The sequence below is a fragment of the Fenollaria massiliensis genome (genome assembly GCF_023347705.1).
GTDB classification, from domain to species: domain Bacteria; phylum Bacillota; class Clostridia; order Tissierellales; family Peptoniphilaceae; genus Fenollaria; species Fenollaria massiliensis.
Map to the genome: position 1 here is coordinate 1,093,493 of NZ_CP096649.1, position 26,300 is coordinate 1,119,792.

General features: G+C 34.0%; 19 protein-coding genes and 1 pseudogene. 3 read left to right on the top strand and 17 right to left on the bottom strand.

From position 1 onward, the window contains the following. Window positions 1-13: 13 nt before the first annotated feature. The 10 genes from M1R53_RS05450 to M1R53_RS05495 form a co-directional block, all read right to left on the bottom strand. Window positions 14-526 carry a GNAT family N-acetyltransferase gene (locus M1R53_RS05450; RefSeq protein ID WP_249242270.1) on the bottom strand — a complete coding sequence of 171 codons (513 nt, stop codon included), beginning with the start codon at window positions 524-526 and terminating at the stop codon, window positions 14-16. Between the two features lie 102 nt (window positions 527-628). Further along, entirely contained in the window at window positions 629-4,165 is a 3,537-nt protein-coding gene (nifJ, locus tag M1R53_RS05455) for a pyruvate:ferredoxin (flavodoxin) oxidoreductase (RefSeq protein WP_249242271.1), read from the bottom strand. 187 nt (window positions 4,166-4,352) lie between these two features. Beyond that, window positions 4,353-6,143, bottom strand: a complete 1,791-nt coding sequence (locus M1R53_RS05460) for a nuclease-related domain-containing protein (RefSeq protein ID WP_249242272.1) — start codon at window positions 6,141-6,143, stop codon at window positions 4,353-4,355. Window positions 6,144-6,164: 21 nt separating this feature from the next. Then, window positions 6,165-6,905, bottom strand: a complete 741-nt coding sequence (locus tag M1R53_RS05465) for a hypothetical protein (RefSeq protein ID WP_249242273.1) — start codon at window positions 6,903-6,905, stop codon at window positions 6,165-6,167. A gap of 183 nt (window positions 6,906-7,088) precedes the next feature. Further along, window positions 7,089-7,418, bottom strand: a complete 330-nt coding sequence (locus tag M1R53_RS05470) for a methyltransferase family protein (protein WP_249242274.1) — start codon at window positions 7,416-7,418, stop codon at window positions 7,089-7,091. Between the two features lie 196 nt (window positions 7,419-7,614). After that, the gene (locus M1R53_RS05475; RefSeq protein WP_249242275.1) at window positions 7,615-8,553 is read right to left on the bottom strand and encodes an alpha/beta hydrolase; all 939 of its coding nucleotides are present in this window, start codon (window positions 8,551-8,553) and stop codon (window positions 7,615-7,617) included. Window positions 8,554-8,628: 75 nt separating this feature from the next. Beyond that, complete coding sequence (locus M1R53_RS05480) at window positions 8,629-9,255, bottom strand: L-2-amino-thiazoline-4-carboxylic acid hydrolase (protein WP_249242276.1); 627 nt, start codon at window positions 9,253-9,255, stop codon at window positions 8,629-8,631. A 52-nt stretch (window positions 9,256-9,307) separates the two neighbouring features. Then, window positions 9,308-10,135 carry a class I SAM-dependent methyltransferase gene (locus tag M1R53_RS05485; RefSeq protein WP_249242277.1) on the bottom strand — a complete coding sequence of 276 codons (828 nt, stop codon included), beginning with the start codon at window positions 10,133-10,135 and terminating at the stop codon, window positions 9,308-9,310. 267 nt (window positions 10,136-10,402) lie between these two features. After that, window positions 10,403-12,238: an excinuclease ABC subunit UvrC gene (gene uvrC / locus M1R53_RS05490; protein ID WP_249242278.1), complete on the bottom strand. Its 1,836-nt coding sequence runs from the start codon at window positions 12,236-12,238 to the stop codon at window positions 10,403-10,405. After that, window positions 12,238-14,010 carry an aminopeptidase P family protein gene (locus tag M1R53_RS05495; RefSeq protein WP_249242279.1) on the bottom strand — a complete coding sequence of 591 codons (1,773 nt, stop codon included), beginning with the start codon at window positions 14,008-14,010 and terminating at the stop codon, window positions 12,238-12,240. Before M1R53_RS05495 ends, uvrC begins: the two co-directional genes overlap by 1 nt. Before the next feature lie 153 nt (window positions 14,011-14,163). Here M1R53_RS05495 and M1R53_RS05500 point away from each other — a divergent pair, with 153 nt between their 5' ends. Further along, window positions 14,164-15,039: a DegV family protein gene (locus M1R53_RS05500; RefSeq protein WP_249242280.1), complete on the top strand. Its 876-nt coding sequence runs from the start codon at window positions 14,164-14,166 to the stop codon at window positions 15,037-15,039. A gap of 179 nt (window positions 15,040-15,218) precedes the next feature. Here M1R53_RS05500 and M1R53_RS05505 read toward each other — a convergent pair whose 3' ends face one another. Together M1R53_RS05505 and M1R53_RS05510 are read right to left on the bottom strand one after the other, a co-directional pair. Further along, window positions 15,219-16,697, bottom strand: coding sequence for a DUF1846 domain-containing protein (locus M1R53_RS05505; RefSeq protein WP_249242281.1), 1,479 nt, complete (start codon window positions 16,695-16,697; stop codon window positions 15,219-15,221). Between the two features lie 182 nt (window positions 16,698-16,879). Further along, window positions 16,880-19,087: an S-layer homology domain-containing protein gene (locus tag M1R53_RS05510; RefSeq protein ID WP_249242282.1), complete on the bottom strand. Its 2,208-nt coding sequence runs from the start codon at window positions 19,085-19,087 to the stop codon at window positions 16,880-16,882. A gap of 193 nt (window positions 19,088-19,280) precedes the next feature. On the opposite strand from M1R53_RS05510, the gene M1R53_RS05515 reads away from it, so the two are divergent. After that, complete coding sequence (locus tag M1R53_RS05515) at window positions 19,281-19,883, top strand: S-layer homology domain-containing protein (protein ID WP_249242283.1); 603 nt, start codon at window positions 19,281-19,283, stop codon at window positions 19,881-19,883. Window positions 19,884-20,180: 297 nt separating this feature from the next. Here M1R53_RS05515 and tnpA read toward each other — a convergent pair. The 5 genes and pseudogenes from tnpA to nagA form a co-directional block, all read right to left on the bottom strand. Next, a pseudogene (tnpA, locus tag M1R53_RS05520) lies at window positions 20,181-20,636 on the bottom strand (IS200/IS605 family transposase). A 184-nt stretch (window positions 20,637-20,820) separates the two neighbouring features. After that, entirely contained in the window at window positions 20,821-21,582 is a 762-nt protein-coding gene (locus tag M1R53_RS05525; protein WP_249242284.1) for a formate/nitrite transporter family protein, read from the bottom strand. Between the two features lie 53 nt (window positions 21,583-21,635). Continuing rightward, on the bottom strand, window positions 21,636-21,893 hold the full coding sequence (locus M1R53_RS05530) for an HPr family phosphocarrier protein (protein ID WP_085839405.1): 258 nt from the start codon (window positions 21,891-21,893) through the stop codon (window positions 21,636-21,638). A 10-nt stretch (window positions 21,894-21,903) separates the two neighbouring features. Continuing rightward, window positions 21,904-23,526 carry a phosphoenolpyruvate--protein phosphotransferase gene (gene ptsP, locus M1R53_RS05535; protein ID WP_249242285.1) on the bottom strand — a complete coding sequence of 541 codons (1,623 nt, stop codon included), beginning with the start codon at window positions 23,524-23,526 and terminating at the stop codon, window positions 21,904-21,906. Then, the gene (nagA, locus tag M1R53_RS05540; protein WP_249242286.1) at window positions 23,513-24,640 is read right to left on the bottom strand and encodes an N-acetylglucosamine-6-phosphate deacetylase; all 1,128 of its coding nucleotides are present in this window, start codon (window positions 24,638-24,640) and stop codon (window positions 23,513-23,515) included. The genes ptsP and nagA overlap by 14 nt, the downstream gene beginning before the upstream one ends. Window positions 24,641-24,817: 177 nt before the next feature. On the opposite strand from nagA, the gene nagE reads away from it, so the two are divergent. Then, window positions 24,818-26,293: an N-acetylglucosamine-specific PTS transporter subunit IIBC gene (gene nagE, locus M1R53_RS05545; RefSeq protein WP_249242287.1), complete on the top strand. Its 1,476-nt coding sequence runs from the start codon at window positions 24,818-24,820 to the stop codon at window positions 26,291-26,293. Window positions 26,294-26,300: the final 7 nt, after the last annotated feature.

Sequence of the window (26,300 nt, forward strand, 5' to 3'; positions counted from 1 at the left end):
TATATATACCCAATTATAGCTTTATCCAGTATCTTTTTGTTGAATGAAGTTCATCTTCTTTAATAATATTTTCGAGCTTGCCGCCACACGCCTCTATGGTCTTAGCAGATGCTATGTTATTTACATCGCATGTAATAAGAACTCTTTCATAGCCGTGATTTTTATAAAACTTAAGTCCTTCTTTAAGCATAGCTTTTGCATTACCTTTGCATCTTTCATCTGGTGCGATGGAGTAGCCTATGTGTCCACCAAACTTCATTAAAAAATCATTTAGTTCAAGTCTTAAATTTATCATGCCAATAACTTTGCTCTCATCGTCATCAGTATAAATATATTGCATCGCAGGGACTATTCCATCTGGACATGTGCTTTTATTTTCTATTGACTTATTTCTTTCAAGCCACTCATCAAAATCAAGTCTTTCAAGTCCACTAACCCCACAAAATCTTTCGCCTGTTTCAATTATTTTTTCTTTAAATTCTAAAACTATATCTTTATGATTTTTATTTACTTTAATAAGTTTCATCTCTTCACTTCCTTTTATATATTATAATTTATTGAGGTGTGAATTGCAACAAAAAAGATGCGAAGATTTCTCCTCGCATCTCATTAAATATATTTATTTAAATTATTTATCTAAGCCAGCCATTCTCTTGTAGTTTGCAAGTCTATCTTTTGAAGCTTCTTCAGCGGCTTTGAATAAGATTTCTGCTTCTTCAGGGAAATCCTTTTGAAGTGATGTGTATCTTACTTCGGAGCCTATGAAGTCTTGGAATGATTCTGTTGGATCTTTTGAATCTAGTACGAATGGATTCTTTCCTTCTTTTTCAAGTCTTGGATCGAATCTGTATAGATGCCAGTAACCAGCAGCAACAGCTTGTTTTTCTCTGTTAACGCTCTTGCCCATACCGCATTTTAATCCGTGGTTGATACATGGAGCGTAAGCGATGATGATTGATGGTCCATCGTATTCTTCCGCTTCTTTAATTGCTTTTAATGCTTGGTTCATGTTAGCGCCTAGAGCGATTTGAGCAACGTATACGTAGCCATAGCTTGTCATCATTAGACCAAGGTCTTTCTTTCTGATCTTCTTACCAGATGCTGCGAATTTTGCAACAGCTGCTGTTGGAGTAGCTTTTGATGATTGTCCACCTGTATTTGAATAAACTTCTGTATCGAATACAAATACGTTGATGTCTTTACCGGATGCTAATACGTGGTCAAGTCCGCCAAAGCCTATATCATAAGCCCAGCCGTCTCCACCGAATACCCAAACAGATTTTCTAATCATGTAATCTCTTAATTCATCAAGTTGTTCTAGTATTTCGTCTTGAGCTGCGTCTCCAGTTTTCTTATCTAATTTCTTAGCCATCTTAGCATAAGCTTCTTTGCTTACTCTTTCGTCTCTCATATCTGATAACCAAAGTTTGAATGCTTCTTCTAGTTCAGAATCTTTATTGTCTAGAGCGTTGTAGCTTTCCATTAGAGACTTAATTCTCTTTCTATTAACTTCGTCAGCTAAAGCAAAACCGTAACCATATTCAGCGTTATCTTCAAATAGTGAGTTAGCCCAAGCAGGTCCCTTACCGCATTTGTTTACGCAGTATGGAGTTGATGGAGCTGAACCTCCCCAAATTGATGAACATCCTGTTGCATTTGCAATGATCATTCTGTCGCCATATAGTTGAGTAATTAGTTTAGCATAAGCAGTTTCACCGCAACCAGCGCAAGCGCCTGAGAATTCAAGAAGTGGTTGTTGGAATTGAGATCCTTTAACGCTAAACTTATCCATAACGTCGTCTTTTACTTCAACTTCGTCCATAGCGAAATCCCAATTTTCATTTTCTACTTCAGCAATGTCTTCAAAGTGAACCATTTCTAGTGCTTTTTCCTTAGCTGGACAGATGTCAGCACAGTTACCGCAACCTGTACAGTCAAGTGATGAAATTTGCATTCTATATTGTAATCCTTCTAAGCCTTTGCCTTTAGCAGCGACTGTTTCAAATGTATCAGGAGCCTTAGCTGCTTCTTCTTCATTTAAAAGTATTGGTCTAATTACAGCATGTGGGCAGATGTATGAACATTGGTTACATTGGATACAATTTTCTTTCTTCCAATGTGGTAGGTTAACAGCTATAGCTCTCTTTTCAAACTTAGCTGTACCATTTTCAAAAGTACCGTCTTCAATACCTATAAACTTAGATACTGGAAGAGTGTCACCCTTTTGAGCGTTCATTACTTCAGCAACTTCTTCAAAGAATTTAGTAGTTTCTTTCTTTTCTTCTTTTTCGTCTTTTAAGTCTTTCCAGCTTTGTGGATATTTAATTTCTTTTAATTCTTCAATACCCTTATCAACTGCTTGGTAGTTCATGTTAACTACTTTTTCACCCTTACGTCCATAAGATTTAACAATAGAGTCTTTTAAGTGAGCAATTGCTTCATCAAGAGGAAGTACTTCAGATAATTTGAAGAAGGCAGCTTGCATGATCATGTTAGTTCTTCCGCCTAGACCGATTTCTTCAGCTATTCTAGTTGCGTTTATTGTGTAGAACTTAGCATTGTGCTCAGCAATAGAGCGTTTTAAGCTGTTAGGTAAGTTTTCTTCAAGTTCTTTTTCGTCCCAAATGCAGTTTAATAAGAATGTTCCGCCATCTTTAAGTCCATCTAGCAAATCATATAGATTGATGTAAGATTGTTTTGAACAGCTTATGAAGTCTGCGTGACTGATTAGGTATGTTGATTTGATAGGTGATTTACCGAATCTTAAGTGAGAAACTGTAACACCACCTGACTTCTTAGAGTCATAAGCAAAGTAGCCTTGTGCATATAAATCAGTGTTATCACCGATAATCTTGATAGCTGACTTGTTAGCACCTACTGTACCGTCTGAACCGAAGCCCCAGAATTTACACTTGATAGTTCCTTCTGGTTCTGTATTTATAATTTTCTTAATTTCTAGTGATTTATGAGTAACGTCATCATTGATACCAATAGTGAAACCATTGATAGGGTCTTTTGATGCTAAGTTTTCATATACAGATAAGATTTGTGAAGGAGTAGTATCCTTTGAACCTAAACCGTATCTACCACCAACGATAAGTGGCTTAGTATCTGCATCGTAGAACATTGATTTAACATCAAGGTATAATGGTTCGCCTAGAGCGCCTTTTTCCTTAGTTCTATCTAGAACAGCGATTCTCTTAACTGTCTTTGGATATACATCGAAGAAGTATTTCTTAGAGAATGGTCTGTATAGTCTAACTTTGATAAGACCAACCTTTTTGCCGTTGCTGTTTAAATAATCAACAGTTTCTTCAACTGTATCAGTTACAGAACCCATAGCAACGATGATGTCTTCAGCATCTTCAGCTCCGTAGTAGTTGAATGGTTTGTATTCTCTTCCTGTAATCTTTGAAAGTTCCTTCATGTAGTCAGCAGCTATCTCTACGATATCTTCATAGTGTTTGTTAGATGCTTCTGCAGCTTGGAAATAGATATCAGGGTTTTGAGCAGTACCTCTTGTTACTGGATGTTCAGGGTTCAAAGCGTTTTCTCTGAACTTTCTTAAAGCGTCCTTGTCAAGAAGTTTCTTTAGATCTTCATAGTCGATTACTTCAATTTTTTGAATTTCGTGAGAAGTTCTAAAACCGTCGAAGAAGTGTAAGAATGGTACTCTTCCCTTGATTGCTGAAAGGTGAGCAACACTTGCAAGGTCCATAACTTCTTGTACTGAACCAGATGCTAACATAGCAAAGCCTGTTTGACGGCATGCCATAACGTCTTGGTGGTCACCAAATATGCTTAGAGCGTGTGATGCTATAGCTCTAGCTGATACGTGGAATACACCTGGAAGTAATTCACCAGCGATCTTATACATATTAGGTATCATAAGTAGAAGACCTTGTGAAGCTGTATATGTAGTAGTTAATGCACCTGCTTGTAATGATCCGTGTACAGCACCTGCTGCACCAGCTTCAGATTGCATTTCTTGAACTAAAACTCTTTCGCCAAATATGTTTGTCTTGCCATGAGCAGACCAACTGTCAACAGCTTCAGCCATATTTGATGAAGGAGTTATTGGGTAGATGGCAGCAACTTCTGTAAATGCATATGATACATAAGCAGCGGCTGTGTTACCATCCATGGTTTTAAATTGTTTTGCCATTTTTATTCCTCCTATTAAAATTATTATCTTTTACATGTTCAATTATATATCAAAGGTAAAAGTTTTGCAAGAAAATTTTATAAATGTGATTTAGATCACCTATAAGATTTACTTATAGATTCTGTACTGTTTATAAGTTTACTTTATTTGTGAAAAAGGCCTCAAATTAATTGAGGTCTTAAGAATATTAAATATTCAATAATCTTTTTATAAAGTCGTGATTCTCTTCATCTATGTTTGAAAGCATAAGGCTAGTATCACTTGTTGTTATTAGATATGAAACGTCTCCTTCGTCATCCATCCTTGGTATTAATGTTACTGATCCTGTTAGATTTATAGTGCTATCTAAGTTTCCTAGCAAATAAATGTACTTATTCATAAAGTCCACATAATTACTTTGAATCATGGTAATATATTCAGCAATGTCAATATCTGGATTTATAAATAAATACTTGCGCTTTACATCAGCTTTTGCTTTAGATAAAATCAAGTTTTTAATCTCTTGAACTTCTTCATCTGTAAAAACATCATCAAAATTATTAAGTATATATTGCCTTAATAAAGCCGCTCTAAATATTGGATAGCTTGATTGATTATCTACTTCCATCTCGTTGTTTGAGATAACAACTGTGCCATGAACTAATTCATACCATTTCTTACGATTTATTTTAGAATTTTCTTCCATAAATCTTGTGATAAAAGCTACATGGCTTTCTGATTGCTCGATAACGCTGCGGCTCTCATCAGCTACGCCATTACCAATATTATGAATTACTTTACCATCGTTTTTTACTGTGATAGAACCTGCCATATAGTTTTTTACTTCTATGGTGAATATGCCTTTATTGCTAATAAGAATTAAATCGTTTTCTCTTTGTTCGCCATCGAAGGCAACGTTTACATTTCTAAGTAGTTCCCAATCTCTTGGAAGCACTTTTCTTAGGTATTCATAAGCAAAGTCTTCTCCATCTTTTCCTCTAGAAAGCCCCTTATATAAATTATTGTTTGCTTCAATGCTTTCAACAATCAATTTTAATTTGTTTAAATAACTATTTCCTAAAATCACAAAGTGGTCATATAGGCTCTTTAATTCTTCAAGAGCATCCTCGTTGCCTTCAAGATAAAAGGCTCTTATCTCTGGGTCCAGCTCTTCATAAGTGTAATCTCGATTAATCATTACGTGGTCTAATGGATTTTCACTTGAATAAATTTTATTTTTATAATCTTCGAATTCTGAATATCTATTCGCAATTGTTGATATATATTCCGTGTCGTTTTCATCAGTATTTTTATATGGATATGCAAAAAAGATGTACTTAAATGCAGTAGCTAGGGCGTTCTCTAGACTAACTTCGTTGTATTTAAGAAAATCGTGATATGATCTTCCAAAGCCTGTGCCTATCAAGTGATAGCAAATAATCTCGTGTACTGTCCTTGTTAGTATGAATGTCGTCTCTAAAAATGATGCAGCTGTGATAAAAGCACAAGCCTCTTCTACAGCATAAGCTTTAAGATTATCAAGTACATCAGCAGGACCATAGCTCTTGTAAAATTCTAAAAATTCATCATTACTAAGATATTGTTCTTGATACAATGCACTTTCATCGGTATTATATATATCAGAATTATATATTATTTTATCAATTTCGCTAAGCTCCCAAGCAATATCATATGTGTTAAAACCTAATTCTGCTTTATATGCATTAGCTTTTTTTAACTCAAAAATTAAAAACTTATACATAATATCATCAATGTCATCTTTATCAAATAACCGATACCTTTGTATTCCATCAGCATTAACTTTATCATACTTTGCTTTAGGGTATTCGCCAAGACTTAGAGATACAATTATATTTGATGCTAATGATATCTGTTTAAAAGACTCTCCGCCCTTTTTTAATAAGCCAAATCCCATATCTAAGAGTTTAAATGTCCCCTGTCTTATTTTTGAATCAATATATTCTTCTAAATAATCCATAATATCTTCCTTCCTACACTACTATTTGCCAGAAATTATATCAAAACTATTGATGTATTCGTCAAAATCATACTTATAAAAACTATGTCGACCATCCTCTGTTTCTTCGTCTTGTACTTCAGTTTCACTTTGATCTACGTAATATTCTTCTAAATCACTTTTGTCTTCATAAGCTTGATTATATACATGCGCTTCAGTGGCATCTTCTTCAGATTTATTAGTGTACGTCTCATTTCTATCAGCTGCCCTAGCTTCTAAGAGCTCATCTTTATAAGGGTCGTCAATTATCTCAAGAATTTCTTTAAAGATTTTATCTTCAGATATCTTATAAATATTTTCAGGATCAGATAAGCCTATGCCATAGGTATATTTATCAAAAACTTTAAGTATGCTATTAAAAATATTCACAATATCTCTATCGTAGTCAAATTCATATCTATCTTTATTTTCACTCCATTGCTTAAACGTCAATTGAAGTATCTCATCTCTGTTGACATCATAAAATCTTTCAGCATCTGCATTTATGTAAGCATCTTGTGCTACTAAGAACTTTATATATATCTCTTTTATCGCTATTAAATACGGTCTATAATCAACGTTACTAATCTCAAAATCGCTAGAAGCGCCTCCAAATTCTCTAAGTATGTCATAAAATTCATTAAAACTGAATTGCAAATTGTAAAGGCCTAAGACATCTTCGGCTATCGTTGGTAAATTAGCTTTTACTTCATCTAAGCTAAGTTTTATATCATCACTAGACATTTTGAATCCTCCTTTATCATTCTTAATTAAATTATATCACATATCTAAATATTATTTACAAAAAAAAGATACTTTAATCAACTAAGTATCTTTTCTAAAAATTCATATATATCTTTTTATTTTCTGGGCTATGCCGACTATCTCATTAATTATAGAGCAAATATTTAAAACTACCAAAACCTGTCAGTCTCGTTTTTTATTGCTAATCCATGGTATTACTCTATTTACTTCTTTTAAATATTCTTCATATTCTTTGCCGAATTCATTTTTTAACCATTTTTCTTCTGTGTTTTTCATTAATATTGTTAAGAAAGCCCAAAAAACTAATGGCAGTATTAATAAAATACAATTTGATGTAAATAAAAGTATAGCTGTGAATATAAATAAAAATGCTGAATAGACGGGATTTCTTACAATACTGTATACTCCCGTCGTGATTAATTTATTCTTTTTAACTTTTTTATTTATTTTCTGAACTATAACCGCTTCTATCCATAAATATAGTCCGAGCATTATAAAGAGAATTCCTATTATAATAATATTATATAATAAATATTATTTTCCCTTTACTGAGTTCTCCTTGGTATAGGTATCCTTTAAGATGAAGGCATATTCCTAATATTGTAAGAATTAAACAAGTAATTACATATATAGGTCCAACGCCAAATGAAGGCATTTTAGACTCTTTCGATTTCATTTTGTCCCCAGGCTATTGCTTCAACAATTCAATAATTTCATCTTGTGCTTCTCTTCCTTCTCTAAAAAATCTTAAAAGTGGATAACAGTGGCACATTCCTTTGCCTACAATAATTTCGTATGGAGCTTTGTATTTTTCCATTGCTTTTTTAAATTCGTCCGCAAAGGCATAGAGGCATTCATTTTCGCCGTAATAAAAATATGTTTTCGGAAAGTCGCTAAAATCTCCTACAGTTCCGTCAAGCATATACTCAGGTATGTCTGCATCGCCTTTTGTGATTTCTCTTGCAGTTTTAATATAGGTAGGATCAATGATTACGTCCTTGTGATTAAGGGCATTTACTCTTTCCCATATATCTTTATGCTCACTTAGTGTTACATCGGGTATGCCGCCAGGTGAAACTGAAATAATTTTGCCAGCCATTTTAATAGGTCTACCTATTGCATTGTTATGCAAAAATATTCCTATTGCCAGACAAGCTCCTGATGAAAATCCAAGTACGCTTATGTTCTCCGCCTTATAAGTTTCGGTCATCAGCTTATAGGCTTCAAAGGAAACTTCGTATGTCTTATTTATCTGTACATCTTCCGAGCAAAGGGGATAGAATAAAAACCAAACATCTTTGCCGGTTTGTTCCATTATTCTTTCCGCCAAAGCAAAATCCAATTTGTCCGGCATTGTAATCATTCCTCCGCCAAAGAAATAAAGGACTGCCCCCTCTGCATGATTCTTATTTTTTTGATAAGAAAGCAGCCTATATCCCATAACGTCTCTTACATTGAGATAGTAATTTTTTCTCTCTGCTCTTTTCTTTGCCTTATCTAAATCAAATACCGCCTTTGCATTTTCTTTCTTTGCATATTCAAGCATTTCTTCTTTGTTTTTTAAAAACATTTTTTTGACACCGACAAGTCTTACTATTGTAGATGCAATTTTATAAGTTAAACTCATTTTATTCCCATCCCTTAATAATCAATTAATCACAATTTACAAGTTTTCACCAATACTTATCCATATAACTTCGCTTCATTCTCTATCGCCTGTGATGAAATAATCGCAACAATCTGCTCCATTTGCTATAGTATCTTTTCTGTGAAGTACTCCATGCTCAAGGCTTATCATAAGCTCATCAAGTTCACAGAATAGTGGCATTAATTCATCTACCCCCAGCTTCTTTGTATAAGCACAAATGGGACAACGAGTAATTCTGTAATAACAAGCACCCTTATATGGTTCTCCAACAAAATCAACTTTAAATGACGTAGGATATAGCCTTTCTTTTTCCTCTGTATACCACTTGTAATACTTAAGAATATTTTTCTTATTGGCCTCTTTTCCTCTCTTAGTATTGAGATTAGTCAAGGAAAAATACCATTTGACAGAATAAAGAGATTGGCGCATCATTTCCTGAATGGTTTCTGGTGGAATGTTTTTCTCACTTGCTATATAAGGAGCAACAAAGGAAAGGGCGAACATCTCATTGTATGCCATAGGATTGTCATTGCCTATATCATCTGCTTCTTCTATTAATTTTTGATAAATTATTTTGCTCTTTTTAATAATTTCTGAAGCATATGCTTTATCATACTTCTCTATAAGAACTTTTTTCATCGGTCTTTTAAATAACCAAAAATAAAAACCATTGTACTTCATCTTGCATACCTCATTAATTTTCTAAAATTTTTATACTAATTTATATACAAATTTATTTTCTCCCAATAAGAAGCGTCGAACCAGAAAGTCCAAGCAAGATAGCTTCTTTGTGAGTCATAAAAAGACCATTTGTTGTATCAATTAATTGCACATCTTCGTAGCCATCTTTTTTAAGCTTTTCCATAAATTTATTCATATCTCCATATCTTGACTTGCTCATCAAATCATGAATAACAAAAACTCCACCTTTTTTAAGTACACGAAATGTTTCCAGTAAAAGTTTTTGTTTGTTTTTTCCTACAATGTTGTGATAAACATAGTTGCTTGTCACTGCATCAAAACTTTCATCTTCAAATGGAAGATTCACTGCATTTCCTTCTTCAAATCTCACATTTGCTACTCCCTCAGCCCTAGCATTGTCCTGACAGAGCTTCTTTGAAAATTCGCTCTTGTATGGACCACTCCATATATCACAGCCCACCATGATCGCCCCTGGATTTTTCTTGGCACAGGCTATAGTAAGAGCCCCACTGCCGCAGCCCACATCTAAGCCCACTCCACCATCTTGGATTTTTACATAGCCCGCAGTCCCTTCTATTATGACTTTAGCGAGCTTTCTTTTACCCTTGTAATCAAAGCTCTTATATAAGATGCATAACCAGACAGTAATAAAAAGAAGTATTAGGCATACTAAGCCTAGGATAATCCCACAGATAAGCCTTGGCCTTCCTTGAAGAACTAGGTCACTTGCACCAAATATGATAAACAAAATAAGACTTACTAGAGTTTCACCAATCTTAGCAACCAAGAGTCTTTTAGGCATCCAGTTTTTGTAGTCAGCTTTTATTTTCTTGTCATCATTAAAATCAAATTGTTTCATAAGATTTTCTCCTCATGATAAATAATTTAATAAAATTTTCCTTTATCTTCTAATATGATAATTTAATTCATAGCTTTATAATGTTATTATAAATATATGTTAGCACTAGCTAATTAATTTGTCAAGTGCTTTATCTAAACAGTTAAATAGAATTTAAATTTGCATAAAAAATAATTACTACAATAAGACTCTTACAAGATTTTTAATTTTTTAACTCTTCATTTTTATTTTAAGCGATACTTCATTAAAAAAAGATACTTAAATTAACTAAGTATCTTTTCTGAAAAATTCATATATATCTTTTGCGTTTGTCTTTGATATGCCCTTGACTGACTCAAGCTTTTCAAGGCTTGCTCTTCTGATTGCATCTATATCATCGAAGGCTTCGTATAATATCTTTTTCTTTTTTGGACCGATGCCAACTATCTCATCAAGTATCGACTGATTGATATTTTTTTCTCTTAAGGACCTATGATATGTGATGGCAAATCTGTGTGCCTCGTCTTGTATTCTTGTGAGTATTTTAAAAAGTTCTGAGCTTTTATCAATTTTTATTATCTCACCCATATAAGCGAGTGAATCGGTTCTGTGATGGTCGTCCTTTTTTAAACCAACAACTGGTATCTCTATACCAAGGCTATCCAAAACCATCTGCGCGCTTGATGCTTGACCAAGGCCTCCATCTATAAGAATTATGTCTGGCAGCGCTGCGAATGAGCCTTCTTTATCCTTCATACTCCTTAAAAATCTTCTCTCAAGTACTTCTCTTAACGAGCCGTAATCGTCTGGACCGATTATGGTCTTGATCCTAAAGCGTCTGTACTCATTTCTTTGCATATCGCCGTTTTCGTAGACAACCATGGATGCGACTGAATTTTGTCCCATGGTATTTGATATGTCGTAGCACTCAAGCCTATTTGGCACGTCTTCAAGCCACAAGAGGTCCTTAAAACGCTGCATCGCCATGTCTTTTAAAGCTTTCTTCCTTATATATCTATCTGCATGTTTTTCAACCATGTCGATGGCATTTTTCTTCGTCATAAGCACCAAGGCTCTCTTCTCGCCTCTTTGCGGCACATGTATATCAACCTTATGATTTGCTATCTTTGATAGTGCCTCAATCATTTCGTCCTTGTCAGGAAAATCTATCTCCGAAATGATTTCATTTGGCATATCGATGTTGGCTGAATAATGCTGCGAGATAAATGCTTTGAAAATATCTTTTATATTGGTTTTCTTTTCATTTTCGAATAAATAATAGTTTCGCTCAACGATTTTACCATCACGAATGATAAATAATTCTAGTATAACATCTGAAATTCCTTCAGCATAAGCAAGGACGTCTCTATTGATGGCGTCTGGCGAAGTAATTTTTTGCTCCTTATGTATGTCATTAAAAGCATTGACCACGTTTAAGTATTCGGCTGCTTTCTCAAACTCAAGATTTTTAACCGCTTCATCAAGCTTCGATTTATATTTTTCCAGAATAGATTTATCTTTGTTTTGCAAAATTTTCATCGCTCTATCAACAAGTTCAGCGTATTCTTCCTCAGTGACATCTGCTTTGCAAGGCGCAATGCACTTGCCGATGAAATAATTTAGACAAGGCCTTATCTTTCCTTTGACTTTTTCAATATTTAGATTGCAATCTCTTAATTTTAGCTCTCTATTGATAATATCTATCGCGATGTTGACGCTAGCTGCGTTTGGATACTGACCAAAGTATTTTGCTCCGTCTTTTCTAAGTAGACGAGTTTTTAATATGCGCGGATATTTTTCATTAGTCGTTACCTTTATATATGGATAACTTTTATCATCACGCAAAACTATATTATACTTAGGCACGTAACGTTTAATAAGGTTGGACTCTAAAATTAGAGCCTCAACCTCATTATCAACAATTATATATTCAAACTCGGCAATGTTTTTTACCATAGCCTTAACTTTTTCGGAGTGATTAGCGCTGCTTCTAAAGTAGCTTCTCACTCTATTAGATAAATTTTTCGCCTTGCCTACATAAATTATCTCGCCCTTGTCATTTTTCATAATGTAAATGCCAGGGTTTTTAGGCAGCTTTTTTATCTCTTCTTCAAAGTTAAACATTAAATTTCACTTGTTGCCTTTTTTAGCCAAGCTTTTTCATCTTCATTTAAAAGTGGGCTTATTTTTTCATAAACAGCTTTATGATAATCGTTTAGCCATGATATTTCTTCAGCTGTAAGCATGTCTTTATCTATAGCGTCCTTATCTATAGGAGCGTATGTTAATGGCTCAAGTCTAAAGAATTCGCCGTATTTACTTGTTCCTGCGTCTTCAACATAAACTAAAACTTCAGTTCTAACGCCATATTTACCGTCTTCATAAACGCCTGGCTCAACACTGAAAATCATATTTTTAACTAGGTCAATGTCATTGTATCTTGATGAAATATTGTGCGGTCCTTCATGAACATTTAGTAAATATCCAACACCGTGACCAGTTCCATGAAGATAATCCATTTGGTGCTTGTAAAGATCAAGTCTTGCTAAAAGGTCTAAGGATGAACCCTTAGTGCCTTTCTTAAATACAACGCTCATAAGTCTGATGAAGCCTTTTAATACAAGAGTAAAGCCTTTTTTCTCTTCATCAGTTAATGCGCCCATAGCCATGGTTCTAGTAACGTCAGTTGTTCCAAAGCGATATTGTCCGCCGCTGTCAACTAGTAAAAGTCCTTTATTATCAAGCTTTTTGTTAGTTTCTTCACTTGACATATAGTGAACGATGGCAGCATTATCAGCATAACCACAGATAGTCTCGAAACTTTCTTCCAAGAAATCTTCTGACATTGCTCTAAAATCATGAAGTTTATTTTGAACAGTAAGTTCGTCAAGAGTTTTTTTGTCAGACTCTTTAAGCCACTTCATAAATCTTGCAAGTGCCACACCATCAGTAATATGCGCTTTCTTTACATTTTTAATTTCAGTATCATTTTTAACTGCTTTAAACTTAGTAGTGATGTTTATATCACCTATAACATAGTTATCATCTTCAATAAGCTTGAACATGTATCTATTAATCTTATTTTCGTCTAGATAAATAGTTTTGTCTTTAATCTTTCTTAAATCATCTTCAAATGCTTCATATTTTTTAACTTCAACGCCTTGTGCATTAAGCGCCTTGATTATGTCATCATCAAGCTTATCAAGATCTGTATAGATGGCTGCCTTGTCAAAATCAACGTAAGCGTATGAAATTAATACTGGTGAGTCTTGTATATCATTTGCTCTTATGTTATATAGCCAGCAAATGTCATCAAGTGAAGCTATGATGCTAAGGTCAGCGCCTTCTTCTTTTAATTTGGCTCTTACTCTTGATAATTTATCCTTAGTGCTCTCGCCTGCTTCTTCACTAGATAATATAAAGGCTTTGTCCTTTTTAAGTGCAGGTCTATCAGTCCAAATTTCTGAGATTAGATCAACATCGTCAACAAATTTAACATCTCTGTCATCAACAAGGTCCTCTATCCTTTCAAACATTGCTTCAGAGAAAGTTTTTCCGTTAAAACCAATCACTTCGCCTTCTTTAACGTTATCTCTTAAGTATTCCATAAAGGTAGGAACACCTGGTTTGCCCCATTTATATAATTCATAAGAAGTGCCCTTTAATTGATTTTCAGCTTGAACGTGATATCTTCCGTCTGCCCAAAGCATTGCCTTATCCATAGTTATGATGACATTGCCTTGTGAGCCAGTAAAACCTGATATGAAGACTCTATCCTTGTAATGATCGGATAAGTACTCGTTCATGTGTGGGTCAGCTGTGGCAACTATATACATAGTTATACCATTTTTCTTCATTAATTCTCTTAAACTTTTAACTCTATCGTCAATTGACATAATAAAACCTCCCTTATGAACTTATTATACCACAAAAATATATTTTTTTGTACTCTTTGTATTAGTCTTAGCTAATTATTACGAAAATGATAATATTTTAGCTTGTCTTTAATTATTTTATATGATATAATTAACAAATGAGAGAGGTAAAAAATGACAAAAATTATAATTGATAGTGCGAGTGATTTCACTCAAGAAGAAATTAAAGAATTTAATCTAGAACCCCTTTATGTAAGTGTTATTGATACTGATGACATAGAAAATATTTATCGTGACGGACTTGATATAAAAACGTCGGAAATATATAAAAACATGAGAAATGGCAAGATTTACAAAACTAGTCAAATAAATCTTAACCAGTACTTAGAGGGTTTTGAAAAAGTATGTAAAGAAGGCGAAGACTTCATATACATCTGTCTTTCATATGGCTTAACTACTGCTTGGGACTCATCTTGCATGGCTATACAAATGCTAAAAGAAAAGTATCCAAACATTAAGATGGTGTCTATAAATTCTAAATCCATGACTATAGGTGAGCAGCTTATCGTTAGAGAGATTATCAAGATGAATAATGAATGTAAATCGATTGAAGAGCTTGAAGAGAGAGCAAAGTTCTTAGCTGGCAAAGTTAACCACTTATTTACTGTTGAAAATCTTGAGTATCTATATAGAGGCGGAAGGATTTCTAAAGCTGTTAAATCAGTTGGTCAAGTCTTAAATATTAAGCCTTTACTTGCAAATGATACTGAGGGCGCTTTAATCTTAAAGGACAAGGTACGCGGCGAAGCAAAACTATATAAGAAAATACTTAGTATTTACTTAGATGATGCAAGACGCAATCCTGATATACTTAAGCATACCATCATTGGCCACACTGATAACTTAGCAAACGCTCAAAAGCTTTATGAGATGATTAATGAAGAGTTCGATGCAAAGGATATACTTATAAGAGAGATAGGTACCGCAATAGGCGCACACGTTGGACCAGGCTGCTTAGCAATCTCCTACATTGATGAAACAATAAAGTAAATTTTAGGGTCAAGATTTTTTAACTTGACCTTTTTTATGGCTCATTTAGATAAAAGAAACTCCTAATCGTTTGATTAGGAGTTTTTATTGCGATAAAATTATTTATTAAATATTTTACTCTGATTAATAATTTTACTCTGATTAATAATTTTTTACATCAAAAAAGTTTTTTAAATCTATTAAAATTTTGTATCGATATAGTCGCTTGTTAAGTCAATATTTAATTTTCTGAATAATTCTATATCAGTTAAATTTAACATAGCTGTTGAGTGAGCTCTTAAATTTCTTATCTTAGAAAGATTGTCTATACAAAGCTTAGCGCTTGGATTAAACATCTTTGATGTTGCAAGGCAAATTAAAACCTCTTCAACATTTAGTAGTGGGCTCTCTTCTTTTTCGATTATCCCCTTAACTTCAATGATTGGCTCAAGTATAGCCTTGTCAATCAAGTGCAATTCATCAGGAAGCTTTGATATATACTTAAGAAGATTAAGTACAGCAGCCGCAGCTGAGTCCATAAGCTCGCCGTCTCTACCAGTTATGATAGTATCTTCATATTCGATGGCAGTTACATTTGAGTTAGTGATGCCTTTTTTAAGAAGCTCTTCCTTTTTATTTCTAGCAGCAACCAAAGATTTTCTGTCCTCTACCTTAAGATTTAATTCTTCCATAAGAGTCTTGATTCTTTGAGCTTCGTCCTTCTTTTGATTAGTCATCTTATAAGTAAGAAGCGCCTTTAGATATCTTCTGATAATTTCTTGTCTTGATGCCTCTTTAACGACTTCTTCGTCAATGATACCGGACTTAATTCTATTCACACCCATATCAGTTGGAGATTTATAAAATTCTTCGCCCATAATTCTATCAAGAATTTTCTTTAATATAGGAAAGGCTTGTACGTCTCTGTTATAATTTACAGAAATTTCTCCATAAGCTTGCAAATGGTATGGATCAATTTGGTTAACATCACTTAAATCAGCAGTTGCAGCCTCATAAGCAAGATTTAGCTCGTGCTTTAGTGGAAGATTCCAAACTGGGAAAGTTTCGAATTTTGCATAACCAGCTTTAACTCCGCGTTTATATTCATGATAAAGTTGAGATAAACATGTAGTCATCTTACCGCTGCCTGGGCCTGGGCCAGTAACAACTATGATAGGCATAGTAGTCTCAATGTATGGGTGCTTACCAAAACCATCTTCAGAAAGAATTTTGTCAACATCATTAGGGAAGCCCTCAGTCTTGTCATGAAGATAAACTCTCATGCCTCTTGCTTCCATGTATTCTTTAAATTTATCAACATTTTCATCTTTCTTGTAACGATTGATAACAACGCTGTTAATCTTAATGCCCTTCGCCTTTAATCTCTCGATAAGTCTAATTGCTTCTCTCTCGTAAGTCAATCCAGTATTGTTATTAAGCTTATTTGATATGATGTCTTGAGCGTGTATAGTTATGATGACTTCCATCCTGTCCTTTAATTTTTCAAGTAAAACAGTTTTTACGTCCTCATCATAGCCTGGCAAAACCCTTTGCGCATGCTTATCGCCAATTAATTTACCGCCAAACTCCATATAAAGCTTCTCAAACTTTCCAACTCTTTTTAAAATATAGTCACTTTGTTCCTTTATATATAGTTCATTTGAAAAACCTAGTTTCATGTTTTCACCTCGTTAAGATTATAACACACGAGAAAAATTATTACAATTATTTTTTTTCGTATAGAGAAAAATTTTTTAATAGATTTGCATTTAATTAGAAATGATTTAAAACGCTTTTAACGCAAAAAAATCTTAGGACAAATTGCCCTAAGATTTTTTTTATTTTGATTTAACTAATCGAATTATTTGTAAATCTTTATGCTACTGATATATCCACTACTATTTGATGTTATATCAGCCATTAAACCTTCAATATATCTACTATCTGCATCTCTCAATTCATAAAAATCCCTATAATATCCAGATACAGTAGTTTTGCTATCTATATAATATTTGTTTCCATTACTATCTGTCAAATCTATTGAGTTTCTGCTGCCAAATGACCAAAAGCTTTTAATCGTTATTCTTTTGTCATATCCATACCTGCCATCATATCCGCTCGGTGTTGTAGTTGTTGGGTTAGATTGTAATTTTGAATCTCTTATTTCAAACCAGTATGGTTTACCAATAACTAATCCACTCACACTTGCGTTATTAATATCAACTGTTATTCTAGACGATGAGTTATCTGGTAAAATTGTAACTGTATAATTACCCTTATCCACTAATGTTCCATAAACCCAATTGCCATAGCTATATCCTCTATTATCTTTTGTATCAATAACCATGATCTTCTTAATAACGTCTTTGTCCTTTTCAAGAATAACAACTCTTGATCCTTCGCCTATATCTCTTACTCTTACATCTCTTCTTGAGTCAAAACTATCTGCTCTTAAATCGTAATCGTAGTAATAAGTTTCTCTGTCTCTATAGCTATTTGATGAATTCTTTGGATATAATTCCATTTGCCATTGGTCACGGTTTCTACCTCTATCATTATTTCTATATACAATGTATTCGTTGTCAAAACCATCGCCAACTTCTATCGATACAACTTCGTCGTCATATTTAACATCTGTTTCTATTTCAACATATACTGATCCAAGTCTTGCTAGTTCATCATATGTCAATTTGCGTTCTCTATAAGATCTTCTAGAGTTGTCTCTACTGTCATAAATATCATAGTCTCTTTCGCTTCTTGGAAGCTTATATGTGTTTTCTCTACCATTTAATGAAACTATAGTAATTTCTCTTGAATTTAATCTCTTGATATATCCTTTGTAATCATCTGAAGATGCTGTTACTTCAAGTGTCTTAACCTTATCATTGTAGATAGTTGCTTTAACTTGAGAACCTCTCTTAACATCAACTAAATCTCTAGTTCTGTTGTTAATTGTGATTGATGAATCAGAATCAACTTTAAATACTTTTGAAACTTTATTCTTTGTGCTGTCTGTATAAGTAATTTTGATTTCTTTGTTTGAGCTGTCAACGTTTGTTACTTCACCTTCAAGGCTGAATTGAACGCCCTTTGCGTTTATTGACTTAGCTTGCATTGCGCCTAAAGATGAGTCAGCAGTAACTGTTACATTTTGACCAACTAATAAGCTTGATAGATTACCAATGCTTCCATCTACTGTTATAACTGTTGATGGATTTATAGAGAATACCTTGCCATTGGCTGTGTTATCGTTAACTAGCATTATAGCTGTAACTCCTGTGATACCAATTTCTTTAATAGTACCTGTAACAACTGTTGGTGTTGGATTAACTGGAGTTACAGGGTTTACTGGATTTACTGGATTAACTGGGTTAACTGGATTTACATTGCTTGCATTTTTTGCTTGATACTCAAGTGCTGCATAAACCATCCTAGCAACTTGATCTCTACTAACTGCTCTTTTTGGATAGAACATTCCTTTTCCAGTACCTTTTTCAGATATAACGCCAGCGTCTATAAGTCCAGCTACATAAGCTCTTAGACCTTCTGGAATATCGTTTACGTCTTTGAATGAAAGTGCGATAACTGGATCAGTTGACTTAACTGCCATAGCCTTTGCAAAAAATTCAGCAAGATTAACTCTGCTTACTGCTTTATTTGTTGTAAACATCTTATTCTTTTTAGCTGCTTGAAGTGTGTTCATGTTTACAGCACCCTTAGCTAAGCACTTAACAACGTTGTCTTGTGCCCACTTTGGAACGCCTAAGGCTTGTACTTGCTTTAACCAAACTCCTCTTGCTGCTTGAAGTGCACTTTCATCATATTGTGAAAGTATAGCGGCAAATCTCATTGCTTCTAAGAAAGTAATGTTCTTGCTTGGTCTAAATGTTCCATTTGGATAACCTTGTATATATCCTTTGTTACTCATCTCGTCGATGTAATTGTATGCCCAATGACTCTTAGGCACGTCTTTAAATGTTTTTGCGCTTACTGTATTTGTAGGTATGAATGTCATACATAACATAAATACAAGCACTAAACTAAATACTCTTTTTAAGTTATTTTTCATGTTTTTGCTCCTTTCATAACTATTTTACTAGTTCTTATGTAATTATTATACCATATAATATGTGTTTTAAATATTACAATCTAGTTAAAAATTCGCATTTTATACACAATTATTGATAAAAATATATTTTTGTAACACGAACTTAACATATTAAATGTGATTTATGTAGTATAATATAAGTGGAGTGGTATGTATGAAGAAAAAATTTATACTCTTCTTATGCCTTTTCTTAATTTTATTTAATAGCACAAATCTATGTGCAAAAAATTTAAACAGTAAATATAAGAAGAGTGCCGAAGAGCTTAAGTCATACAATATAATACAAGGTGATTCGTCAGGTGATTTGATGCTTGATAAGAATCTTAAGAGAGAAGACCTCATAGTTATACTATCGAGGCTTATGAACGATGAAGAAAGAGCAAAAAAGTTTAGTTCTGAAACAAAGTTTACTGATCTTAAGAGTGCGAGCAAGGTATACTTGCCTTACATCAACTGGGCTGTGTCAAATGGCTACATACACGGCATAACTAAGGATAAGTTTGGTTACGGAACTTTTGTTACTGTTAGGCAGTATCAAGCAATACTACTTAGGATACTTGATTATTCATCTGAGGCGAAAAAGTGGGACATGGTCTCTGACTATGCAGTGACTTATGGTCTTATGGATGGTCTTGATCTAAAGCCTGATGACTATCTAAATCGTGGTGAGATGGCTTTGATGACGACGAACGCACTAAAAACTCCAAAAAAGGGTTCGACACTAAATTTATTAAAAGTTTTAAACTTAAAAAAATAATTTGAAATTTTGGTCAAGCTTAATTGCTTGGCTTTTTTTATTAGCGAAAAATATTTTTTATAATAATTTATTTTTTATTTTTTCATAAATTTATTTCTAAACTATTTTTCATTTTCAAATTTTATTTTCCAATAATATTTTATATGCAAAATATTTTTAAAATTATCATCAGATAATATTTTATAAATAAATATCCCCCGGCCTAGCCGGTGGTTTTTCTCATGCGGCCCAAAGGGCCTGTATTACTAGCCACGCCTCAAGGACGTTGGTTAATCTGTCACTTGCAAATTATACTAGCTACCCTTTAAAAGGGTCTATTGCATCAAATGTCAGCTGTTCACTAAGCTGGTCTTGTTTCAATTGATTTTGTATATACTCTTGTATGATTTTTGTATTTTTTCCTGCTGTATCTACATAATAACCTCTACATCAAAATTGACGTCCTCTGTACTTATATTTTAAATTGCCCCATTTTTCATAAATCATTATACTGCTTTTTCCTTTTAAGAATCCCATGAAGCTTGATACTGCTAATTTGGGTGGTATTTCTACCAACATGTGTACATGATCTGGGCAAACTTCTGCTTCTATTATATTAACTTCTTTCCAACTACATAATTCTCTTAAAATTTGTCCTATTTCAAGTCTTTTATCTCCAAAAAATTCTTTCCTTCTATACTTGGGTGCAAACACTATATGGTATTTGCAATTCCATTTAGTATGTGATAAACTATGTGTGTCATTTAATGACATTTTTAATTCCTCCCTTATTTGATTTTATATTGCAATTGACAGATTACAATTATATTATATCAAATAGGGAGGTTTTTTGTTTGTTTATCACCGCTAAAGCTAAACTGAACCCCCAGTCTAACTGGGGGTTTTCTAATACAAAAAAGAAGAACAATATAAACTGTTCTTCCATATAAAAAATATACTATTCTTTATAAGCGTAATAATAAAATGTTATTAGTATCATGCCGCCCACGATATTACCTAGCGTAACCGGAACTAAATTATGAAGCACGGCTAATATATCACATGTGCCGCTAATCATCATAGCTATCGGTAAATAAAACATATTGGCAACGCAGTGCTCGAAGCCGCATATAATGAATATTGCAACTGGAAAAGCTGATGCAAAAACTTTTGCTGTTATCTCTTTACTAGCTGTCGCAAGCCAAACTGATAAGCAAACTAATATGTTGCAGCCAATTCCTTTAACGAAAAGCTCTAAAAATCCTTGTGATGTCTTTGCATTATAAATATTTACAAAAAGCTCTTTTGTTCCATCTGATAAAATATTTGAATAAAATACTATAGCTACAATTAAAAGTGCTCCGATAAAATTATATAAATATACTTTTAGCCAATTGTATAATAAATTACCAAGTTTTGTTCTTTTATCAAGTGTTGCGCCAAACATGAGTATATTGCCTGTGAATAATTCTGCTCCGCCAACAACTACAGCTACTATGCCGATGGTGAAGGTTAATCCAACAAGTATTTTTGTGATTTGCGGGTTAAATCCTTTGCCAAGATTATTCACTATAGTTGATGAAGCGCCACCAAGTGCTATATACATACCTGCCAATACACCTAAAAAGAACTGCGCTCTCGTCTTAAGCTTAGTCTTATTGACCCCATTGGCCAAGGTCATGGACAATATCTCTTTTGGGCTGAAATTTTCTTTTTCCATAAATATACCCCCTATGCTTTATATTATACAAGCATAGAGGGCTTTAGTCAAGATTATAAATTTTCTTTTAAGAAATCTTCCACCTTTTTTATTGCTTCCTCTTCATCTGCGCCTTCAATTATAAACTTGATTGCCTCGCCTTGTTTTGCTTGTAGGCCCATAAGTCCTAAAATTGATTTAGCATTTACAATTTTTTCTCCTTTAGCTACTTTTACATCGCTTTTTATAGCTGCTAGTAATTTTACAAGTAAACCAGCCGGTCTTGCGTGTATACCTATCGGGTCTGTGATTGTGTATTCGAATTCTTTCATTTTGTCCTCCTTACGAATTTATTATTCTATCCTTTAATTCAAGTATTTGTCCAGGATTAACAGATAATTTATCAAATTTATTTTTTATATAAAACTCAGTTAAATCTGGATCGCTTCCAAGCTCACCGCAAACACTGATCTTGACACCGTTTTTCTTTGCGTTAGCCGCAGTCATCTCCATAAGTTTTAAAATAGCTTTGTGATGAATGTCTCTGTGTCTTGCTATCTTTTCATTTTGTCTATCAACTGCAAGAGTGTATTGAGTTAAATCGTTTGTGCCTATACTGAAAAAGCTTACTTCCTTTGCAAGATCATCACTAATTATGGCTGCTGCCGGTGTCTCAATCATGATACCTACTTCAATATCTTCATTGAATGGGATATTTTTTTCTTTTAGCTCATTAAATATTTCTTTAATAAGCTCTTTTGCTTTTTTCACTTCCCAAACGTCATTTATCATAGGAAGCATAATCTTGATATTGCCATAATGAGATGCTCTAATTATTGCTCTTAGCTGAGATTTGAATAAATCAGTATCATCAAGGCATATCCTTATCGCTCTATAGCCAAGCGCTGGATTTTCTTCTTCAGGTAGGTTTAAATAATCAACTTTTTTATCCGCACCTATATCAAAGGTCCTGACTATAACTTCTTTGCCTTCCATCGCTTCAGCAACGTATTTATATTCCTTAAATTGCTCTTCTTCAGTCGGAAGTGAATCTCTGCCAAGATATAAAAATTCTGTTCTGAATAAACCTATGCCTTCTGCTCCATTCTTTAAAGCAAGCGGCAAGTCCTTTGAATTGCCAATGTTTGCGTAAACACTTATATATGTTCCGTCCTTGCTAATGGCTTTGGCAGTTTTTAATTTTTCAAGCTCTAATTTTCTTTTTTCTTCTTTTTCTATTCTTTCTTTTACATCTTTTAATAATTTTTCATCTGGATCAATGATTAGAGCGCCTTCATAAGCATCAAGTATGGCAGTTTTGCCATCAATTGATTTATCAAAAGCGCTATCAAGATTCACAAGCGAAGCTATGTTCATGGACTTGGCAAGTATTGCTGTGTGTGATTGCGTCGAGCCTTTCACTGTGACTATCGCAAGAAGTTTATCCTTATCAATATTTAGCGTTTGACTTGGTAAAAGATCTTCTGCGTACAAAATAACTTTTTCTTCAAGACCCTCGTTAAATGAATTTTTTATACCTAAAATATTTTTAATAAGTCTTTGAGATATATCTTTGATATCCTTTGCCCTTTGGCTAAAGTATTCATCGTCCATGCTATTAAAAATTTCGTAAAATTTTTCTTCAGCAAGACTTACTGCATAAGCGGCACTATCTTTTTCTTCGTTAATATTTCGCCTAATTTCATCTTGGTACTCAATATCATCGATCATCATCTTGTGTACTTCAAATATCTGTGCCTCTTCTTCGCCTGCATCAACTTTTGCTTTTTCAAATAATTTATCTAGCTCATCTATTGATTTTTTTACTGCTGCATCTAATTTATTGATTTCACTAGCTGTATCATTAATTTTTTCTTTGCTAATATTTATTTTTTCATCATAGAAAACTTTTATCTTGCCTAAAACAAGACCTTTATTAGCTATAGTTCCTTTAATTGTTTTCATTAACTCCACCTATTTTTTTGCCTCTTATATATACATCAATTATGTTTAAATCTTTATCAACTACAACAAAGTTAGCGTATTTGCCTACTCTTATGCTGCCATATTTATCATAAATACCAGCTTCTTTGGCTGAGTTAACAGCAGCTGATTTAACAAGCGATTCGAATGGAACACCGATTGAGTAAGCGTATCTAATGCAGTCAAATAAATTACTTGCGCTGCCAGCTATAGTTCCCGACTCAAGTGTAGCCTTCTTGCCTTTTACATAAACGTCTTGACCGCCTAAGCTGTATTTGCCGTCTGAAAGACCAGTTGCCATCATAGAATCAGATATTAAGATTACTCTGTCGTCGCCAAACATCGCATATATCATCCTTATTACTGATGGATGTATATGAACGCCATCTGTTATGAGCTCAACCATGACCTCAGGGCTGTCAAAGGCTGCTCCGCACACACCAGGGCTTCTGTGTTTGATATCATTAAGCGCGTTAAATAAATGTGTTACCGATCTTGCTCCTAAATCAAAGGCTTCAAGCGCAGTGTCATAGTCACAATCAGTATGGCCAACTGATATAACGACCTCATCAGCTCTTTCTTTGATGAATTCTTTTGCTCCATCAACCTCAGGCGCTATAGTGATCTTTTTTATTCTATTATTAGAAAGTTTTTGATATTTGTCAAAATGCTCAAGACTTGGCATAGCTAAGTACTTAGGGTTTTGCGCACCGATCTTGTCCTTGGATATATATGGTCCTTCCATGTGCACGCCAATAAACTCAGCTCCCTTAGTTCCATCGTATTCGCCAATCGCTTTGAATATTCTTTCTAGCTCTTCATCTGCCAAGGTCATAGTAGCTGGAATGACTTGAGTAACGCCATTTTGCGCTTCGTACTCGCATATCGCTTCTATAGACTCTTTTGTTCCATCGCATAGGTCCTTGCCCATCGCACCATGGAAATGAATATCTGTTAAACCTGGAATGATGTAAGCATCTGAATAATCTTTAACGATGTCATCATTGCTATAAACAGTGAATATCTCTCCACTTACAGCAATATCCTTTCTAATAAATTTACCGTCGCAGTAAACATTAGCCCCTTTTATAAGCATAGTAACACCTCCCTGATATTTTATACTTAATTATAAGTATGCTTATATTCATTTTACAATAAATATAGTATTTTTGCAAACTATTTTTTAATAAGTATTTTTATTTTCGTAAGAATGTGGTATAATATAAACAATAATAGTAATTATTATTTAATTTTTATTAAGGAGGTCATTATTATGATGAAAAAACTTCAAAACCTAGGTAAGGCTTTGATGCAACCAGTAGCTATACTTCCAGTTGCTGCTTTGCTAATGGGTATTGGTTATTGGATTGACCCAACAGGTTGGGGTTCTAATAGCATTATCGCAGCATTCTTAATCAAGACTGGTGCAGCCATACTTGACAACTTGGGAATTATTTTCGCAGTAGGTGTTGCTTATGGTCTATCTAAGGATAGGAACGGTGCAGCAGGACTTTCTGGTCTAGTAGCATTCTTAATAGCAACTACACTTCTATCAGCAGGAACAGTAGCTATATTCAAGGGTGTTGATGCATCTGAACTAGCTTTAACTGATGGCTGGCAAAAAATGAATAACGGAAACGTATTCGTTGGTATCATCTCAGGTCTTGTAGCTGCATTTGCATACAACAAGTTCTATCAAGTACAACTACCTGATGCATTTGCATTCTTCAGCGGTAGAAGACTTACTCCTATCATGACATCATTATTCATGATTATAGTATCAGCAATACTTTACTATGTATGGCCAATACTATTTAGCGCTCTAGTAGCTTTTGGTGAAGGTATTGAAAGCTTAGGTGCAATAGGTGCAGGTATTTATGCATTCTTCAACAGATTATTAATACCAACTGGACTTCATCACGCACTAAACTCAGTATTCTGGTTTGATATCGCTGGTATCAATGATATCCCTAACTTCTTAGGCGGAGCAGCTTCTCTAGAAGCAGGAACTGCTGTTAAAGGTGTAACAGGTATGTATCAAGCAGGTTTCTTCCCTGTAATGATGTTTGGTCTACCAGGCGCAGCTCTTGCTATGTATCAAGAAGCTAAACCTGAAAAGAAAAATGTTGCTAAATCATTATTAGTTGCAGCAGCATTCGCATCATTCTTCACAGGCGTTACTGAACCTCTTGAATTCGCATTCATGTTCTTAGCACCAGCTCTATATGTAGTTCATGCATTATTAACTGGTATTTCAGTTGCCATCGCAGCAGCTTTCCATTGGACAGCAGGCTTTGGTTTCTCAGCAGGTTTTGTTGACTACTTCTTATCACTAAGAAACCCAGTAGCTAACAATCCTTGGATGTTAATCCCACTTGGACTAATATTCTTCGTAATCTATTACCTAGTATTTAGATTCTTCATTAGAACATTCAATCTAAAGACTCCTGGTAGAGAAGATGACGACATTGAAGCAACAGCTGATACAGCTTCAGTTAAGAATGACTTTGACGAAGTGGCTGCCATCATCATCGAAGGTCTTGGCGGAAAAGAAAATATCGAAGACATTGACTACTGCTCAACTAGACTAAGAACTAGCCTTGTTGATGGAGCAAAAGTTAACGAAGCAAAAATTAAAGAAGCAAAAGTTTTAGGTCTTATCAAACCTGATAAGGATTCAATCCAAATCATTATTGGACCACAAGTTCAATTCGTTTATGATAAGATTCACGAAAATATTGGTAAATAATTTAAAA